At 64.6% G+C, this 15830-nt stretch carries 16 protein-coding genes; 6 read left to right on the top strand and 10 right to left on the bottom strand.

The features are described from left to right. The first annotated feature begins 67 nt into the window (after positions 1-67). A complete protein-coding gene (locus AC56LV_RS00630; RefSeq protein WP_499555224.1) occupies positions 68-2287 on the top strand; it encodes a S9 family peptidase in 2220 nt (739 codons plus the stop codon). Between the two features lie 99 nt (positions 2288-2386). Here AC56LV_RS00630 and AC56LV_RS00625 read toward each other — a convergent pair whose 3' ends face one another. Then, positions 2387-2593, bottom strand: coding sequence for a CsbD family protein (locus AC56LV_RS00625; protein ID WP_499555222.1), 207 nt, complete (start codon positions 2591-2593; stop codon positions 2387-2389). A gap of 234 nt (positions 2594-2827) precedes the next feature. Between AC56LV_RS00625 and AC56LV_RS00620 the strand changes: the two genes are divergently transcribed. Further along, the gene (locus AC56LV_RS00620; protein ID WP_499555220.1) at positions 2828-3922 is read left to right on the top strand and encodes an AI-2E family transporter; all 1095 of its coding nucleotides are present in this window, start codon (positions 2828-2830) and stop codon (positions 3920-3922) included. A 99-nt stretch (positions 3923-4021) separates the two neighbouring features. On the opposite strand, the gene AC56LV_RS00615 is transcribed toward AC56LV_RS00620, so the two are convergent. Continuing rightward, positions 4022-4198, bottom strand: coding sequence for a CsbD family protein (locus tag AC56LV_RS00615; protein WP_258836194.1), 177 nt, complete (start codon positions 4196-4198; stop codon positions 4022-4024). Between the two features lie 72 nt (positions 4199-4270). After that, a complete protein-coding gene (locus AC56LV_RS00610) occupies positions 4271-4888 on the bottom strand; it encodes a class I SAM-dependent methyltransferase (protein ID WP_499555218.1) in 618 nt (205 codons plus the stop codon). Positions 4889-5047: 159 nt separating this feature from the next. Here AC56LV_RS00610 and AC56LV_RS00605 point away from each other — a divergent pair, with 159 nt between their 5' ends. Next, on the top strand, positions 5048-5329 hold the full coding sequence (locus AC56LV_RS00605; RefSeq protein WP_499555216.1) for a flagellar protein FliT: 282 nt from the start codon (positions 5048-5050) through the stop codon (positions 5327-5329). 327 nt (positions 5330-5656) lie between these two features. Here the strand turns inward: AC56LV_RS00605 and AC56LV_RS00600 are convergent, their stop codons facing one another. Beyond that, positions 5657-6808 (bottom strand): FimV/HubP-related protein, encoded by a 1152-nt coding sequence (locus tag AC56LV_RS00600; protein WP_499555214.1) that lies wholly within the window; start codon positions 6806-6808, stop codon positions 5657-5659. A gap of 89 nt (positions 6809-6897) precedes the next feature. On the opposite strand from AC56LV_RS00600, the gene fumC reads away from it, so the two are divergent. The 3 genes from fumC to AC56LV_RS00585 all read left to right on the top strand — a co-directional run bounded on the left by fumC (position 6898) and on the right by AC56LV_RS00585 (position 8959). Next, on the top strand, positions 6898-8295 hold the full coding sequence (gene fumC / locus AC56LV_RS00595) for a class II fumarate hydratase (RefSeq protein ID WP_499555212.1): 1398 nt from the start codon (positions 6898-6900) through the stop codon (positions 8293-8295). Positions 8296-8356: 61 nt separating this feature from the next. Continuing rightward, complete coding sequence (locus AC56LV_RS00590) at positions 8357-8569, top strand: RNA-binding S4 domain-containing protein (protein WP_258836198.1); 213 nt, start codon at positions 8357-8359, stop codon at positions 8567-8569. Between the two features lie 105 nt (positions 8570-8674). Then, positions 8675-8959: a DUF883 family protein gene (locus AC56LV_RS00585; RefSeq protein WP_499501433.1), complete on the top strand. Its 285-nt coding sequence runs from the start codon at positions 8675-8677 to the stop codon at positions 8957-8959. A gap of 48 nt (positions 8960-9007) precedes the next feature. On the opposite strand, the gene AC56LV_RS00580 is transcribed toward AC56LV_RS00585, so the two are convergent. From AC56LV_RS00580 to AC56LV_RS00555, 6 genes are all read right to left on the bottom strand, one after another. Next, positions 9008-9199 (bottom strand): YjfB family protein, encoded by a 192-nt coding sequence (locus AC56LV_RS00580; RefSeq protein WP_499555210.1) that lies wholly within the window; start codon positions 9197-9199, stop codon positions 9008-9010. 23 nt (positions 9200-9222) lie between these two features. Then, positions 9223-9795 (bottom strand): molybdopterin-guanine dinucleotide biosynthesis protein B, encoded by a 573-nt coding sequence (mobB, locus tag AC56LV_RS00575; RefSeq protein ID WP_499555208.1) that lies wholly within the window; start codon positions 9793-9795, stop codon positions 9223-9225. Next, positions 9782-10525, bottom strand: a complete 744-nt coding sequence (locus AC56LV_RS00570) for a general secretion pathway protein GspB (RefSeq protein WP_499555206.1) — start codon at positions 10523-10525, stop codon at positions 9782-9784. Before AC56LV_RS00570 ends, mobB begins: the two co-directional genes overlap by 14 nt. A 1-nt stretch (position 10526) precedes the next feature. Beyond that, positions 10527-12170, bottom strand: a complete 1644-nt coding sequence (locus AC56LV_RS00565) for an AAA family ATPase (protein ID WP_499555204.1) — start codon at positions 12168-12170, stop codon at positions 10527-10529. A gap of 6 nt (positions 12171-12176) precedes the next feature. After that, entirely contained in the window at positions 12177-12695 is a 519-nt protein-coding gene (locus AC56LV_RS00560) for a hypothetical protein (RefSeq protein WP_499555202.1), read from the bottom strand. Positions 12696-12761: 66 nt separating this feature from the next. After that, on the bottom strand, positions 12762-15764 hold the full coding sequence (locus tag AC56LV_RS00555; protein ID WP_499555200.1) for a PAS domain-containing hybrid sensor histidine kinase/response regulator: 3003 nt from the start codon (positions 15762-15764) through the stop codon (positions 12762-12764). Positions 15765-15830 lie beyond the last annotated feature (66 nt).

Here is a 15830-nt window from a genome sequence, read left to right as displayed (position 1 = left end):
AGCGCTGGCAGGCTGACTCTGGTATCGTCTCGCGGTTGCTGTCAATTAAACATCCACCAGAGAAACTATGCGCCCTCTCCTTGTCCTTCTGGCCGCTCTCACGGCCGTTCCTGCCATGGCTGAACGTCTGACCCTCGACCGTATTTATGGCGACGCTTCGCTGGCCGGCGCCAGCGTGCGCAATCTGCGCGTGTCGCCCGACGGTGAACGCGTGACCTTCCTGCGCCCGCGCGCCGACGACCAGTACCGTCTCGACCTGTGGGAATACAATACCAAGAGCAAGGCCACGCAGCGTCTGGTGGATTCCAAGCAACTGGTGCCGAACGAGGCTTTGTCGCTCGAAGAAAAAGCACGCCGCGAGCGCGCCCGCACCGCCGGCCTGTCGGGCATCCTGAATTATTTCTGGTCGCCGGATGGCAAGCAATTGCTGGTGCCAATCGGTGGCGACCTGTACCTCGTCGATGCCGCCAAACCAGAGAACGCACGCAAGGTCGCCTCGGGCAGCGTGACCGATCCGAAAATCTCGCCGCGCGGCCGCTATGTCTCGTTCGTGCGCGACCAGAACCTGGTCGTGATCGACCTGAAAAGCGGCGCCGAGCGCCAGCTGACCACCGATGGCAAGGGCACCGTGCACAACGGCGCGGCCGAGTTCATTGCGCAGGAAGAAATGAGCCAGACCACCGGCTACTACTGGGCGCCGGACGATTCGGCCATTGCTTACCGCCGCTACGATGAAGCGCCGGTGCCGGTCGTGCGCCGTTTCGAGATCTTCGCCGATCGCACCGAGGTGATCGACCAGCACTACCCGGCTGCGGGCGATCCGAACGTGCTGATCGACCTGATGCTGGTCGACCCGGCCACCGGCGTGCAGCGCAAGGTCGACCTGGGCGCGGACAAGGACATCTACCTGGTGCGCGCTGATTTCAGCGCCGACGCCAAAACGCTCGTGTACCAGCGCCAGACGCGCGACCAGAAGCGCCTGGACCTGGTGGCCGTCGATGTCGGGTCGCTGGCGCAGCGGCCATTGTTTTCGGAAAACTCCAAGACCTGGGTCAGCATCCACAACGACCTGCGCTTCCTGAAAAACCGCAAGGCCTTCATCTGGGCCTCGGAGCGCAGCGGCTACAACCACCTGTACCTGTACGACCTGGACGGCAAGCTGCTGCATCCGATCTCGCGCGGTACGTGGGGCGTGGACGATGTGCTGGCGGTCGATGAAGGCGCCGGCAAGGTGTATGTGTCGTCGAACCGCGACGCCGTGATCGACAAGCAGACCTATGCGCTGGCCCTGGACGGCAGCAGCGCCGACAAACCGGCCCGCATCACGCAGGGCGATGGCTGGCACGATGCGGCGTTTGCCGGTAATGGCAAATTGTTTGTCGACACCTATTCAAATCCGCGCACCCCGCCGCAGGTGTCGATCCGCCGCGCCGATGGCGCGATGGTCGAGTGGATCGAAAAGAACGAGCTCAACGCCAACCACCCGTACACGCGCCACCTGGCCGACCACCTGGCCACCGAATACGGCACGATGAAGGCCAACGATGGCCAGACGCTGCACTATTCGATCATCAAGCCGGCCAATTTCGACGCGACCAAGCGTTATCCGGTGTTCCTGTTCACCTACGGCGGCCCGCACTCGCAGCGCGTGACCCGCGCCTGGGGCAATTATTTTGACCAGTACATGGCGCAGCAGGGTTTCGTGGTGTTCCGCCTCGATAACCGCGGCTCGGGACGCCGCGAGCGCGCCTTCACCGACGTGCTGTACAACAATCTGGGCAAGCACGAAGTCGAAGACCAGGTGACCGGTATCGACTGGCTGGCCAGGCAGAGCTTTGTCGATCCGAAACGCATTGGCGTGTTCGGCTGGAGCTATGGCGGTTTCATGACGCTGCGTTTGCTGTCAGCCGCATCGGACAAGATCGCGATGGGCGTGTCGGTAGCACCGGTGACCGACTGGTCGCTGTACGACACCCATTACACCGAACAGTTCGTCGGCGCGACGCCGAAGGGCGATCCGGAAGCGTACAAGCGCAGCGGCGTGTTTGCGCACCTGGATGGCATGAAGTCGCCGCTGTTGCTGGTGCACGGCATGGCCGATGACAATGTGCTGTTCTCGAACACCACGCTCTTGATCGATGAACTGGTCAAGCGCAATGTGCAGTTCGACCTGATGACGTATCCGGGCGCCAAGCATGGCATTTCCGGGCGCACCAACCAGCGTCACGTGTATGGCTTGATCGAATCGTACTTCAAGCGCCACCTGGCGGAGACGCCGGCAAAATAAGGCTGTTGCGCCAGACGTAAAAAAGCCGCATCGGAAACGATGCGGCTTTTTCTTTTCCCGTTCACCAGCCGCGATGCGCGGCTGGAGAGGGAGTCCGTATTATGGACGTGGACGTGGACGGTTTGCGTCGTCGACTGCGTCTTCGGCTGCTTCACGCACGTCGCCAGCTGCGTTCTGAACCTTGCCTTCAACCTGGTTTGCCAGGCCTTTGGCCTGCTGTTCCTTGCTGTCCACCAGTTTGCCGGCGCCTTCTTGGATTTTGCCGCCAACTTCTTTCAGTTTGCCTTCGACTTGGTCTTTGTTCATGGTGATCTCCTTTGGTTGGCATGGCCGGTTGGCGATGCGATGAGTACAGATTAACGGAATCTTTCCAGCTCTTCTGTTAGCGCACGCACTTAGTACAGCGATCGAACGATGCGCCATCTTGCCGTTAAGAATGCTATCGTTTTACCAACATCAGCTGTAACTACACCAGTTGTAGTAAAGCGGTTTTAACTACACCAGTTCTACTAACACTTTAATGCGCGATCGAACACCATCATGAATCCCCACACACCGCCATCCCCCAACGCCACGGCGCCCGAGGCTCCCCTTACCCAGCGCAAGCTCGCGCGCCGCGTTACGCTCGTCAACGGTATCGGGGTCCTGTTCATCCTTGGCCTGGCAGCGGTCGTTCTCGCTGCCGACGCCTTGCTGCTGATCTTTGCCTGCATCCTGTTTTCGATCCTGCTCTACAAACTGAGCGCATTGCTGCATCAGCGCACGGGCATCAAGCGCAATATCTCCCTGGTTATCGTCGTGCTGCTGCTCACTGCCATCTTTGGCCTGGGCGGCTGGGCGATGGCGCCGCAGATTTCCGAGCAGTCGGGTCAGCTGGCCAAGGAAATCCCCGCAGCCGTCGAGCGCCTGCAGGCTGAAGTCGCACAACATCCTCTGCTCAAGCGCCTCGTGGCCGAGCTGCCGCCACCGGAAGACATCGTCAAGCAGATGGGTTCGCTCGTGCCAAATGCCGGCCTGTTCTTCAGTGGCGTCATCGGTGCACTGGGCAATATTGTCATCATCATTTTCGTGGGGATTTATTTTGCCGCCTCCCCCGGCGTCTATACGGGCGGTTTCATCCGTCTCGTACCGCAACAGAAGCGGGGCCGCGCACGTGAAGTCATGCAGGAGATGGGCGACAACCTGTCGAGCTGGCTGTTAGGCAAGGCCGTGTCGATGCTGATCGTCGGCGTGACCACGGCGATCGGCCTGAGCCTGCTCGGCGTGCCTCTCGCGCTGATCCTGGGCGTGATCGCGGGCCTGCTCGACTTCATCCCCTACCTGGGTCCGATCATGGCGGGCATCCCGGCCGTGTTGCTGGCGCTGTCGATCAGCCCTGACCTGGCGCTGTACGCGCTGCTCCTGTTTGCAGCGATCAATATGCTCGAAGGTTATGTCTTGCAGCCGATGATCGAGGCGAAAGCCATCGAGTTGCCGCCCGCACTCGTGATTGTGATGCAACTGATCTTCGGCACGCTGTTCGGCTTTGCCGGCGTTGCGCTGGCCACGCCACTGGCAGCCGTGCTGTCCGTGCTGGTGAAGATGCTGTATGTCGAGGATATATTGGGGGACAGACCCGCGAAAGGGGTCAGTTAGCCAGTACGGAAGGGGGTCTCGGCAACACAAGACCCTTCAACAACAAAGCCGCGCGTACGCGGCTTTGTTTTGCTTGCCGAAATGAGTTGTCAAAGACAATCAGCGATTGCCTTTTGCAATATCCTTGACGTCGCCTACCTTCTTCTGCGCCTTGCCTTCTGCCTGGTTCGACAGGCCCTCGCTCTGCTGCTGGCGGCTGCCAACGGCTTCGCCGACTTTCTGCTGCACTTTACCGGCGACTTCCTTGGTCTTGCCCTTGACTTGATCCTTGTTCATTGCAATCTCCTTGCCCGTGACGTGGATGAGACTTCACACTAGGAGTAACTTCTGGTCAGTTCTGTACGGCGCTTAACAAACGGGCTTGCGCCAGACACTCGCCAGCCAGGGTTGTTGTTCGCGCGGCAAACCGGGCGGCCGGTAATAGTGGTGCAGCGCTACAAAGCCAGCCGCGAGCATGAAGCGCTCCCAGCTATTGTAGTCATGGTAGGTGCCGTAACGATCGCCGTTCCAGCCTTCCTGGTTGTCGCCCCGAGGGTTCGACGTGAACAGCACCCCGCCCGGCTTGAGCGTGCCGAACAATTGATCGAGCGTGTGCGGCAACGCCGCGCTGGGAACGTGGAACAGCACTGCATTGGCAAAAATGCCATCGAACAGCGCGGGCGGCAAATCCAGGTGTAAAAAATCTTGCTGCCATACCTCGCAACCACTGTATTCCCGGGCCATGGCAACGAAGCGTTCGCTGCCGTCCACGCCAATGGCGCGATGGCCGAGGCCGCTGAAGGTTTTCAGGTCGCGCCCCGGCCCGCAGCCCAGATCGAGGATCGTGTGCGGCGCTGGCGTTGTGATTGCGCCGAGCAAGGCGGCAATGTTTTGACTTACGTCATGGTCAATCGTACCGGCAAAGAAATCCTCGGCATGCTCGTTGTAGTGTTGAAGAGTACTGCGGGTGATGTCATCATGGTTCATGCGCATAGTATGCCAGTCGCGCGCCCGCTTGCGCGACGCGCTTCTGCGCAAAGTAATTCGAAAATATTTTCTGGATTACCCTAAAGTTTCCATAAGCTCCGCCGTAAATGATTCAGACAACCGGGAATCCGGCCTGAGAATACATGCTTTGGTAAACTTATGAACGCAGACGATGTCCTTGCGATTTACGAAAACCTGGCTGGCCTGACGGGCCAGATGACGCACGCCGCCAAGGCCGGCGACTGGAACGAGTTTGCGCAACTGAATATGGAAGCCCGGGCTCAGGCAGCCCCGGCAGTAGCTGGCATGCCGGCACTGACAGGCGCCAAGCGCCTCAGCAAGGTCGACCTGTTGAAACAATTGATGGCCAACGACCGCGCCATTCGCGACGTGACCGATCCATGGGACGAACAACTTGGTCGCGCCCAGCACGCACACTGACCCTCCCCCCGGATCATCGATCAAGGCACCTTCGAGTGCTTTTTTATGGCGCAGGCAACAAAAAAGCGCCCGGCAGGCGCTTTGGTGGCCACCAGGCTGGAAGCCTGGGCGGCGAATTCGGTGAGAGGACGAACCCCAGCTATCTGCTGGCGTCGCCTCGTGCCGGTTGCTGCCGGCGTCCGTTGCCACTGTAGGCAAGCGAACTGCTTCCAGACACAGGCGTTTCCTCAACGGTCGTCTGCTTGTCGCGCCACCTATCGTTGGTGACTGCGCCAGACCCTGTGCTGTCTGTGACCTTGTCGATCACCGGACCATTATAGCGCAAAATCAAAGTTGTGTAGACATTTCATTGTGCGGCTCGTCCAGCTGTGGTTCGACCGGCGCCGGCGCCTTCGTTTTGCGCGCGAAACGCTGCCGCAGACGGGCCATCAGCGAAGCGCGCGGCATGGGCTGGATCATCGGCGCTGCCCGCTTGCGGCGGCGAAGGAGGAACAGCGCGCCACCCACCAGACCCAGCACGGCGACTACTGCCCCGGCGATCCAGCCCCACGGCGTGGATGCTTCCGGTTCCGGCGCAGGCCGCTTGCGGGATGGCCGTGGCGCACCCCGCGGCGCGACCTTATCCTGGACGACGGCGGACGGACTGGCGCCCAGCGCCACCTGCAGTACCCGCACCTTGTCTTCCAGCGTGCCGATCTGCTCGCGCAGCTGGGCATTCTTGACATCGAGCGCGGCGCACACGGTTGCACTGTCGACGGAGGAAGATGGCGCGCAAGTTGCAGCAGATGCAGGTGCAGGCAAGGCAACAGGCACAGGCAGCGGCTTGGACAATGGCGTCGATGCGTGCGTGGCTGCAGCCGGTTCGGGCGCCGGCGCCACTTTCTCGGCGACGACCGGCGTCGCCGGCGTGGCGGGATGTAGCGGCTTCGGCGGCTTCAGCGGTTTCGGCGGCCTTGGCTTGACCGCCATCGGCTTGGGCGCCGCAACAGGCGCGGCAGAAAGGTCCGTCACGACCGGCGCCGGCGCCTTCGTGGGTACAGGCACGGGCACGGGCACGGGCGCCGGGACCGGTAATGGAACCGCTGGCGCCGGCGGATTCGGATTCGGCGCCATGAAGAGCGTCACGAGACGCACATCGCGCGTGCCGCCATCGACCAGGTCAAGATACAAATGCAGGCGGCTTGATTCGACGGGCGCCGACGACGTCACGCGCAGGAACTGACGGCCATCGCGCTGGCTCACACGCATGCCCAGCGTCGACAGCACGGCCGGCATGCCAATGTTCGCGCCCCGGTACACGTCCGGATGCGCCAGACGTGCCTGGACCGGGGTCGCGGGCGACGCCAGCGCAGTCAGCTCGAGTTCCAGCACCAGCGGCTGGCCGATATACGAACTGATGCGCGGTTCGCCCAGCTCGGCTGCGCCGACGCCGCAGGAGAGCAAAGCACACGTGATGAATACAGGGAGGCGGCTGGCCATAGCAACTTACAAAAGTGAAGCCCAAGCGTCATTAACGGACATTGGGATAAACTCTTTAATCCCAGCCTCTTGCATATCAGGACATGTCCATGGAAAACAGGATTGAGAAAGACAGCTTTGGCCCCATCGAGGTGCCACAAGACAATTTGTGGGGTGCGCAGACCCAGCGCTCGCTGCACCACTTCCACATCTCGACCGAACGCATGGCGCCCGAACTGGTCGCCGCCCTCGCCCAGGTCAAGCGCGCCGCGGCCGCCGTCAACCGCTCGTTGGGCAAGCTGCCAGCCGACAAGGCCGACGCCATCATCCGCGCGGCCGACGAGGTGCTCGACGGGCGCCATCCGGGCGAATTCCCGCTGGCCGTGTGGCAGACCGGCTCAGGCACGCAAAGCAATATGAACATGAACGAGGTGCTGGCCAACCGCGGCTCCGAGCTGCTTGGCGGCGAGCGCGGCGAAGCGCGCCTGCTGCACCCGAACGACCACGTCAATATGGGCCAGTCGTCCAACGACATCTTCCCCACCGCAATGCACGTGGCTGCTGCCTGGGCACTGGCCAAGGAGGTGTTGCCCGCACTGGCGCAATTGCGCGGCACGCTGCTGCGCAAGTCGCGCGACTTCGAGCCGATCGTCAAGATTGGGCGTACCCACTTGCAGGATGCGACGCCGCTGACGCTCGGCCAGGAATTCTCCGGTTACGTGGCCCAGCTCGAATTTGCCGAAAGCGCGCTCAGGTCCACCCTCCCCGGCCTGCTGCAACTGGCGGCCGGCGGCACCGCCGTGGGCACGGGCCTGAATGCCCATCCCGATTTCGCACCGCGCATCGCCGCCGAACTCGGTTCGCGCACCGGACTGTCGTTCAAGACGGCGCCGAACAAGTTCATGGCACTGGCCGGGCATGACGCGATGGTTTCAGCCCATGGCGCGTTCAAGCTGCTGGCGACGGCGCTGATGAAAATCGCCAACGACATCCGCTGGATGGCGTCCGGCCCGCGCTCGGGCCTGGGTGAAATCACCATCCCCGAAAATGAACCGGGCAGCTCGATCATGCCGGGCAAGGTCAATCCGACCCAGTGCGAAGCATTGACGATGCTCTGCTGCCAGGTGTTCGGCAACGATGTCGCGATCACCGTCGGCGGCTCGCAGGGCAACTTCGAGCTCAATGTATTCAAGCCGATGATCGCCCACAACTTCCTGCAAAGTGCGCGCCTGCTGGCCGACGGCATGCGCTCGTTCGACACGCACTGCGCCCAGGGCATCGAGCCGAACCTGGTCCGGATCGGCGAACTGATGGAAAAATCGCTGATGCTGGTGACGGCACTGGCCCCGCACATCGGGTATGATCGCGCCGCGCAGATTGCCAAGACCGCATCGAAGGAAGGCCTGACCCTGCGCCAGGCGGCCCTGCAAAGCGGTTTTGTCGACGATCAGCAGTTTGACCAGTGGATCGTGCCGATCGATATGACGCGGCCCGATCCGGTCGAATAAACACCCAGTATCCGGGCGGCCTTGTGACCATCAGGCCGCCCTTTTTACACCCGAGGAAAACATGCAAAAAATCGAATTCGAGTTGACATCGGAATTTGTCGAAGTCAACCAGCTGCTCAAGCTGGCCGGCCTGGTCGACAGCGGCGGCGCCGGCAAGAACCTGGTCGCCAGCGGCGTGGTAAAGGTCGACGGCAAGCAGGAACTGCGCAAGACGGCCAAGATCCGCACCGGCCAGGTCGTCACGCTGGGCGACGTCGAAATCACGGTTCGCTAACAAATAGACAGAAAGACAGCTTCTTATGTTTGCGGCCTAACAAACAGAACAGGGCTTCCTTGTTTATATTTTAAGACGTTAATCAACGGCTTATAGGTGAAAGCGATGGAAACCCCTGAAACCCGCGCGCAGTCGCAAGAGCAACTGATCGGTGACCTGCGTCTCGTGATCGAGAACGCTGAAGAACTGCTCAAGAACACGGATCAATACTCGAGCGAGTTGTACCAGAACGCCCGGACCAAGCTGTCGCTGGCGCTGGAAGCGGCGAATGAAGAACTGTCGCGCTTTGAAGACGCCCAGCTCGAGCGCATGATGGCGGCCACCCGCCTCGCCAATGAGCAGTTCGCGGACCGCTCTGGCGAATCACGCATCCTGCGCGCGTTTCACTGAGCTCTACACGAAGCTATAACGAAAAAACCCGGCATCGTGCCGGGTTGCTCACGCCTTCGTGTTGATCGAGTTGCCCAGGTGCGCCGGCAGGTTCTGCGGCTGCGGGAGCGAGGCGATCATCTGGGCTGCCGACGCGGCTTCGATGTCCATGGCGCGCTTGAGCATCGTCATGCCCACTTCCTGACGGATACCGGTTTCTGCCATGCTGGTCGACAGCTTGGCAATATTCGTGACGTCCATATATTCCTCCAGAATAAGACTCGTCAGTCTTTAACGACGCCGCCAACCAGAACTTGAGGGTTGGTGCCCGACCATTTATTCACCCACGCCAGCACTGCGCCAATGTCGTTCAGGTCGAGCCAGGCCACGCCGGTGCGCAGCGTCGCGGGACGGGCCACGTCCGAGACCACCGCCACGATCGTCGCATCGTCGGCGTACAAAGCCGGCTTGTCCAGCGCCGGGCGATGCACTTCCAGCTTCGGCAGCGACTCCCACTTGTAGCCCTCCACCAGCGTCAGGTCGGCCGGCGACAGGCGCGCCAGCAGCTCGGCCAGCGGCGGTTCGGGGGCGGTGCGCAGCTCACGCATGATGGCGATCCGGTACGGCGAGGCGATCATCACCTCGGCTGCCCCGGCCAGGCGCAGGCGCGCACTATCCTTGCGCGGCGGCTCGAGCTCGATATCGTGGTGGCTGTGCTTGACGATATTGACGCGCAGGCCGGCGCCGGACAGGCCGGCGACGAGATGCTCGAGCAGCGTCGTCTTGCCGCTGCCCGACCAGCCGACCACCGCCAGCACGGGCCCGGAAACGCGCGAATCCGATTCAGTAGGCAGCACGGTAGCGGGTTCCACGGTAATTCATCACGGCGGCCTTGGGCGTGAGCCGCTCGAGCACGAGGCCCGGCGCGACTTCCTCGCCTTCGCGGCGCAGCATCTTGTCGACCAGCAGCAGGCTCTCGCCGGGCGTCGGCGAATAGATGTAGCCGCCAAAGGCCACCTTCGGGATTTCACGCTGGAGGGTGTCCGGCAACTGCTGCAGCGTGCGCAGCTGGTCGTCGCCGACTGGTTGCGGAGCCACGGTGGCAGGTGCTGGTGCGGCCTCGCGCTGCTGCGGTGACGGCTGCGGTGATGATGACGCCGTCGACACGGCCGGCGCCGGTGCGGGCTTTGCACGTACCGGCCGGGCTTCGGCTACCGGTGCGGGTGCAGGTGCAGGTGCAGGTGCAGGCTGAACAACCGGGGCGGGTGCGGGGATGACAGCAGCGGGCGGTGCAGGCGTCGCTACCGGGGCGGTAGCTGGCACAGTCGCGGGCGCAGTCGCCGGGACCGCTGCAGGCGGCGTCACGGCTGCCAGCCGCACCGGCGCCTCGCCCGCAAGACGCGGCCACAGCAGCGCTACGGCCGCCGCAATCACGACGACGGCCACGCCAAGCGCCAGGTAACGCCGCTGCGCGCCCTGCCCTGCGCGCGGCGCTGCATACGACGGCGCCGGTGCGTGGATGGTCGGGGCGTTGCCCAGCTGGCGTTCGGCTTGCGCCTTCTTGAGTGCTTCGAGGATGTACGACATATCAGGTTCCCGTCCCGCCAGCGGCCAGCAAACGGGGCTCGGCCACGTTCGACAGCTGGTTCAGACGCATATAAGTACGTGGCCCGACCACGCCATCGGCCTTCAGGTCTTGCGCAGCCTGGAAGGCGCGCAGCCACTCCTTGGTGCGCGCGTCGAGCGGCGCATCGAGCGCCGGCGCCGTTTCGCTGTGCAGACCTGCAAGTCGTTGGGCGATCCAGTCGACGTCCGGCCCGCGATCGCCCTGGGCGACGACATCGCGAAACGCCGCCGGCATGCGCCAGAAGGTGGTGAATTCGCCACCGAAGCGCGCGACGAAGGCAGCGATGTCGATGCGCTCGCGCCGGTCGCCCTGCGCCAGCGTGACGCTGCGCTCGTCCATCCCGACCAGCACCGCATGGCCGGTGCGCGGGCCGTCGTGCAGCGTGACCACGGCCGGCCGGTCGAGCAGGCGCAGTTCGTACACGCCGCCCCGCCCCGCATGGCAGCGCAGGTTGGCGCGCAGCGCGGCCTCGCACATGGCCTTTGGATCGGCGCCGGCCAGGTTGGCAAATGACGGTCCCCACAGCGCCGCCAGGGTCTCCAGCGCCGCGGTCTCGTTCTCGAGCGTCGGCAACGGCGCGCCTGGTGCAGCGGTGGGGCTGGCGACAGGCTTGGGTGTGTTCGATGCTGCCGACGCAACCGGCGCCGGCTTGACCGCCGCAACGCTGGCCGCCGCCGGCCGCGCCGCGTGCTGCGGCAGCATCTGCCACGCCGCCGCGCCCAGCGCCACGCAGGCCAGCGCGCCGCCGGCCAGCAGCGGCCAGCGCCGCGGTGCACGGCGCACGGCCGGATCGTCGGCAAAGACTTCGGCGGCCGCCCGGCGCAAAATGGCGCGCGTGACCTGCGGACTGTTTTCCACGTAGGCGCCCAGCAGCGCGCGGTCGCACAGCAGGTTGATCCGGCGCGGCACGCCATGCGCCAGGCGGTGCACCAGCGGCGTCAGGGCGGGCGGGAATGGCACGCCGACCGCGCCGGCCACGGCCAGCCGGTGCGCGATATACGCGCCCGTCTCGGCTTCGCCCAGTGGCCCCAGGTGGTAGCGTGCGATCACGCGCTGGGCCAGTTGTTCAAGTTCGGGACGCGCGAGCATCGTGCGCAGTTCGGGCTGGCCGATCAGGATGATCTGCAGCAGCTTGCGCTCGCTGGTTTCGAGGTTGGTCAGCAGGCGCAGTTGCTCGAGCACGTCGCTCGACAGGTTCTGCGCCTCGTCGATCACCAGCACGTTGTTCAGGCCCTGCGCGTGCGACGCCAGCAGGTAGCGGTTGATCGCATCCACATACCCCTTCACGCCCGCGCCAGCGGCGGCCGGCGCCACCTCGATATGCAGCTCGTCGCACACAGTCTGCAGCAGCTCCTGCGCCGTCAGGCGCGGATTGAAGATGTAGGCCAGGCGGCAGTTCGCGGGCACCTGCTCGATGAAGCAGCGGCAGACCGTGGTCTTGCCGGCGCCGATCTCGCCGGTGAGCAGCACGAAGCCGCCGCCGCTGCCGATCCCGTACAGCAGGTGCGCCAGCGCTTCGCGGTGCCGTTCGCTCATGAACAGGTAGCGCGGATCGGGGGCGATCGAAAATGGCGAGTGCGTGAGCTGGAAATAGTGGTTGTACATGAATGACTAACGGATGCTCTGCGGGCTGCTTTGCGGCTTGAACTTGGCGCAGTATATTTTGCTTTTGTCGTTCGCGTAAGCGATCGTGCTGCCGGGGATCGACCTGCGCAGCGGGTAGCGCGAGCCGTCTGCCACGCGAAACGGCGTACCCGCAGCGGCGCGCACCGACTTTTCCAGTTCGTCGGGTTTGGTCTCGAGGATCGCGGCCACGAACACCACGGCGCTCGTGTCGTCGCTGACCATCACTTGTTCCACCTTTGAACCCCACAGCGACGCCTCGGTGCGGAACCAGTAGGCCCCGCCCTCGCGCTTGTAGGCCGGGCCGAAGAATTCGGTGAGATAGGCGTGAAAGTAGGCGTTATCGAGCTGGCTGCGGCACAGGAGCGCGCTGCCGATCACCGGCCCGAACGTCGATGGCGCCGCGCCCGCCCCCGTTGCGGTGCAGGACAGCACGAAGCCGGCGAGCAGCGGCAGACCGCGCTTGAGAAGCGTCGTGGTACGGCAGGCAACAACCGGGCGGATCATGGCGATACTCTCCTTCAGCGGCGCCCATTATGACACTGCGTGGCGCCCGGGCAACCAAGTGCCAAATCATGCCGGCGCACGCGCCGCTGCCGCTGCTGTCGTCGCGGCGGCCAGCACCGCCTCGACGTCGTCCGGTAAGGCCGGCTTGAGCAGATGGCGATCAAAACCCGCCGCGCGCGAGCGGGCGCGGTCTTCCCCGGTGCCCCAGCCCGTCAGCGCCACCAGCATGACGCCGTCGAGCGCGGGCAGCTGGCGCAGGCGGCGCGCCGCTTCATAGCCGTCCATGAACGGCATGCCGATATCCAGAAACACGAGGTCAGGCTGAAAGCGCGCGGCTTCTTCCACCGCCGCCGCGCCGTCATGCACGACGCGGACCGTGTGGCCGGCAATCTCGAGCAGCGCCGCCAGCGTGGCGGCGGCATCGACATTGTCGTCCGCGACCAGGACCTGGAGTGCGACGCCTTGCCCGTCATGCGGCGCGCCGGCCGCCGCCGGCGCAGGCGCCGGCGAAGCGACGAGCGCCGCCGTCATCAACGGCAGGCGCACGGCAAAGCTGCTGCCCAGGCCCACGCCGGCGCTCTGCGCGCTGACCGCGCCGCCATGCAGTTCGACCAGGCGCCGCACAAGCGAGAGCCCGATCCCCAGTCCGCCGTTGGCACGCTCGATGTTGCGCGCCACCTGGGTAAACATCTCGAACACAGCCGCCAGCATGTCGGCCGCAATGCCCACGCCGTTATCGCGCACCGTCACCACCGCTTCATCACCCTCGATGCGCGCCGTCAGCACGATACGCCCGCCCTGCGGCGTGTACTTGGCGGCATTCGACAGCAGATTGCTGACCACCTGGCTGATGCGCACCGGGTCGACGTCGACCGGCACCGGCAGCAGCGGCAGATCGACCGTCAACCCATGGCCGGCAGCGTCGATCAGCGGTTTGCTGGTTTCGATGGCCGTTGCGATCACGTCGCGCAGGTCGACCGGCTGCATCTGCAGCACCAGCTTGCCGCTCGAGACGCGCGCGATGTCGAGCAGGTCGTTGATCAGGTGGACCATGTGCCCGACCTGGCGCTCCATCATTGCGCGCACGCCGCCCAGCCGCAAGGCGCTTCCCGGCTTGTCCGCACCCATGCGCATGATTTCAAGACCGTTGCGGATCGGCGCCAGCGGGTTGCGCAGCTCGTGCGCCAGCGTGGCGAGAAACTCCGACTTGCGGCGGTCGGCTTCGTGCAGCGCTTCACTGGCGCGCACGCGTTCGATGTGCGCCCAGCAGCGCTCGACCACCGCCTCGACCAGCGCCACCTCGCCCGCCGTCCAGACGCGCGGTGTGCGCTGGTGCACCGCCATCATCGCCGCCAGCCTGCCGCCCTTGACCAGCGGGCAGCAGATGATGGCCCTGACATCGATCTGGGTGAACATCGCGGCGCCGTCTTCGTCCGTCAATTCGCGCCCGACGTCGTGGATCAGCAGCGTGCGGCCTTCGCGCATGTCGGCGCGGGCGCGCGAGCCGAACAGGTCGAGCGAATACACGCCCACGGTGCTGACCGCGCCCGGCGTCACCCAGTCGTGGCGGATCGTGAAGCGGTCGTTGTCCGCCTCGACGTCCGCATAGGCCACGCGCGTGACGTCCAGGTATTGGCCCAGCAGGCGCGTGGCCTCGCCCATGATCGTCTTCGGGTCGTGCGCGACGCGCGTGGCCTCGCCGATCGCGTCGAGCATGCGCAGGCGCTCTTCGACCTGGCGCCGCTCGGTGATGTCGCTGCCGGTGGCGGCCACGAACAGCAAGGCGCCATCGTCGCCCGTGACCGGGGCGATGACGAGGTCGATGAAGCGCTCGCCGCCGCCCGCCACGAAGTATGGCAGCTCGTAGCGCACACGCTCGCCGCCCGCGGCCAGTGCAACGCAGGCCGCAATCTCGGCCGCCACCTGCGGCGAGCCGCTCCACCAGCCACAGGCCTGGAACGGGCGCCCCAGCACGTCGGCGCGCGCGTAGCCGCCCGCGTCGAGGGCCACGTGATTGGCTTCGATCAGCGTGCCACCCGGCGTCATCAGGATCCCGAAGTGCGTGCCCTGCTCGAAGAACGTGCGGAACTTGGCATTCGCTTCGGCCGCGGCCATGGCTTCGCTGGCGGTGGCGCGCACGCTCGCTTCGAACAGCTTGCGGCTGGTAATGTCGAGCGTGGTGCCGACCAGGCGTTCCGGGGCGCCCGCAGCATCGCGCAGCAGGCGCCCGCTGGCCGCGATCCAGCGTTCGCGGCCATCGATGGCGCTCACCGTGCGGTATTCGTCGCGGTAGTGGCCATCGCCCGGCGCAGCCAGCAGCGCCGCCACCCTGGCCACGACGCGCTCGCGGTCATCCGGATGGAACGCGGCATCGATCAGCGTGTGGGTCACCGGCCCATCGGGCGGCACGCCGAAATGCGTGCGCGCGTGCGTGTTCCAGACGATCTCGCAATGGGTCAGCGAATGGTCGAACAGGCCGAAATCGCCGGCATCGGCCGCAATGCGCAGCTTTTCATTGGTCGTCTCCAGCTCGTGCAGCGCGTGGTCGCGCTGTTGCGCGGCCAGTACCTGGGCCGTGGTTTCGGCGCACATGCAGCACACGCCTGCCACCTGCCCCGCTTCGTCGCGCAGCGCGATGGTCGAGAAGGTAGCGTAGATCTGCTCCGGGTAGCCGTTGCGCTGCACGACGAAGCCGTGGTCTTCTTCGTGCACCGGATTGCCCTGCAGCGTAGCAGACAGCATCGGGCGGACCTCGTCCCAGACATCGGCCCAGACCTCGGCAAACGGCTGGCCGAACGTCTGTTCGGGATGCTCGCCGCGCGCGCCCAGCACGACGCGGTAGGCATCGTTGTAGAGCAGGTGCAGTGCCGGACCCCAGGCCACATACATGGGCTGGCGCGCGCCGAGCATCAGGCTCACTGCAGTGCGAAGTGGTTGTGGCCAGGCCGCCAGCGGGCCAAGCGGATTGTGCGCCCAGTCGAGCGCGCGCAGCAGCGCGCCCATGTCCCCGCCACCGGTGGCAAACGCCAGCTTCGACGGCGGGAGGTGCGGGGGCAAGAGGTCGGGCATCGGGGTTATTTACTAGGGATATTCCATGAACGATACCACTTTGCCGACCTGGCAAGTGTCCTTTTT

It is taken from the genome of Telluria sp. RB2R28, from assembly GCF_059685835.1.
Note: the sequence above shows the minus strand (reverse complement) of the source record. Positions and strands in the feature narration are given on the sequence as shown.